Here is a 2,914-nt window from a genome sequence, read left to right on the forward strand (position 1 = left end):
GAATATTGGGATGAGGGAAAATTTAATCAAGAAGGATTGAGTCTTGCAAGGAGATTAAAATCTTTTTTAAAAAATAGTGCCAGGGTTGAGTACTCAGGAGATATTTTTGCAGAAATAAGACTATTTTATGTAGACTACAATGTTGACAAATACAAAACGAGCGCCATATCGTGCGAAGACGGCGATAGGGTCAATTTGGATGACCTTTTTAGACAATTCAGCATTAAATACAACAGTGTCCTAGATAGAAAATTTCAAGAGTGGTTAAAAATAGACATATCAAATTTTACGCAATATGAATTGATGGAATTTGACAGAATGGGTAAAGAACTAACTGATGATCTCGCAACTATTTTGCCGAAAGAGTGCGTGGTTGAGTATAAAAAATTATCTAAATTTAACGAAAATACCGAGCTATTAATAAGCGATATTTTAAATGGGAAAATGTCGATAATACAGTGGGTAAAAGAAAATATTCAAGATGGAAAGTTGTGCATCGATAGACAATATGAAATGCCCGATAAAAAGGATTATTATTTGTCTAAGCCTGAATTGCGGGATATAAATTTTATTCCAGGCGCGCTAGAGGCAATATATGGTGGCTGGAATAGCGAGGAAGGCAAGGCAGTGGCCGCTAAAATAATTGATATGATTAGTGATATACATGAGGTATATAAAAAAGAGGATTTGTGCGATAACGATACTTTAGAGATCAAGTTGGCAAATTTATATACGTTTCTTTTAACACAAAGCGCTTGCGTATATGGCTATGATTTTGTGGAGATGATTTCTCGAGACGATGAGCTGTATTCAACTGCACTAAGAGTCGGTGTGTTTTTTATGAAAAGAGCTGTGCATAAAGAACCGATCAAATTTGGTATATGTGCCACATGGTATTGTGGGTCTGAAGAAATAGACGACTTGCTATTTACTCTTGGATTGGCGGATGATTTTTCTATATATACTACATGTTCATTTGAAATGAAACAAAAAAACGATAGTGTATTTAAAATGGCAAAACTAACCGACGGACATGGTAGATTGAATTACTTAAAGGGTCTTGATGCTACCAATGACGAGATAAAAACTTGGATGATCTATCATGGCTATAAATGTAGTTTGGGTTGTGAATTTACTGCTTATATTTGTGCAAGTAGAGGAGATTTGTTATCTCACATAAAAAAAGGGTGGAATGATGATCTATATGATTGCGCAGGTGATATTATATGCGGGTTGATAGATGATCATGAAAATAAGATATTTGAGTATGTGGACGCAAAGGAAGCAGTGGAGCTTTTTCTCAAAGAGTCTTTGAGGCAAAATATGAATATAGACAGATTTAATAAGCTCTGTGACATATTTTATTTTATAAGGGACGATTGGGAACAAATCGGATGGGGCAAAGAAGAAAAAGACAAGTTGGTTGATCAAATTTCAGATATTGCCTATAATAAAAATTATAGCTGGGAAGAACAGGTAAGGAAAAACGTATTTGACCATAAAGCAAGAAACATCGCAAAAGCTTTAAATATAAATATTTGGAAAGATTTATTTAACTACGCAATGCAAAATGATAATTTCTCGGATTGGTATTCGCTGGCTCAAACGGATAATATTGATGAGTTTAGAATGGTTTGTATGCTTGCCGAGAAGTTGCTAGATCTTAAAAACATATCTGCCGGTATTGGTGACGAGCTAGGCTTTAACGGAAATTTCGGAAAACACAGCGATTTATCTATTATTTTGCAAAAAATGAGAGAATTTAATCAAATTGTCAGTATTGATTTGGTTCAAGCCGGTTTAAACTGTCCCGTAACTAACACTAGAAACGCTGCCCTACGCGTAGTTGCATCATGTTATGATGTTCCAAAGAAAATCATTCAAACAATCACTCGCAATAGAGATACGGAGCCAAATAAGGGTTCTATGGAGTATTATAATTCTATCTTAAACATTTCAAGATGCAAATGTTGCGATAATTATATTAAGATCAATACCGTATACGATATGCTAAAAAGAGTAAAAGATTATGTGGAGTCAGATAAAAAAATCGCTAAACTTTTAGGAGATCTGCTTCTTGATGCCGATGAAGTTGGAATAATGCAAGAGTGTTCAAGGCTCCAAAATCTAGTAAAGAACTCTAGCAATGAACATTTTGAAAAAAAATATAGGTGCGTGCGTTTTAGCGATTCAGGCGTATACCTCAAATTTAATGAAAATTTTACTTCCTTGCTCTCTATTGCTTTCAATATTGAAGAGCTATTTGAAAGAGATATGTTTTTAAATGTTAAATCAATTGATATAAAAAGAGGCTATTGTACTAAATTTAAAAATATGTCATACGATAGTAGGGTGGAATTTTTGCAAAATGCATTAGGAAATTATGACGAAAACCTAAGAAATGCCTATTTTGAAGTTATGCAACTAGGAAAACAGGATAAAAACGGGTATGTCGAGTATCCAAAAAATAATCATGATGGATGCCCATATTTTATATATAATGCTTTAAGCGATAGCAATAAGGCAAATATAGAGCTAGTTATTAATGAAGAATGGAGTCATATAGATGAGCCGATATCAAGCTGGCTACATCAATTTATCGTAGAGATGTATCCAGATTTCGGTGATACTTATTTGTGGAATGAAGGTTCTGCTAGCGGCATATACTGTTTTAAAAAGTATGATTTAGAAGGTACGTTGCTTGATAAAGAACTTAATGATTGGGAGCATGATTTTATGTTAAATTCTGAAAATTTTAATGACTTAGACTGGGATCGATTTAATAGCCGGGGTAAGGTACTACATAAAAATCTGCAAGCAATCGTAAAAAATGACTACATAGTAGTATATGCAATGAGCTTTGAGGAGCAATATGGCTCGTTTGACGGTTAGATGCGGCGCTATAAATTTAACC

Annotated in this window: 1 protein-coding gene; it reads left to right on the forward strand. The window is 33.9% G+C overall.

All coding sequences use genetic code 11. The features are described 5' to 3' along the window. Nucleotides 1–2,892 (forward strand): hypothetical protein (locus Q0546_RS05275; RefSeq protein ID WP_298791181.1); only part of this gene is annotated, 2,892 nt, incomplete at its 5' end. Nucleotides 2,893–2,914 lie beyond the last annotated feature (22 nt).

This window comes from uncultured Campylobacter sp. (genome assembly GCF_937997465.1).
Taxonomy (GTDB): domain Bacteria; phylum Campylobacterota; class Campylobacteria; order Campylobacterales; family Campylobacteraceae; genus Campylobacter_A.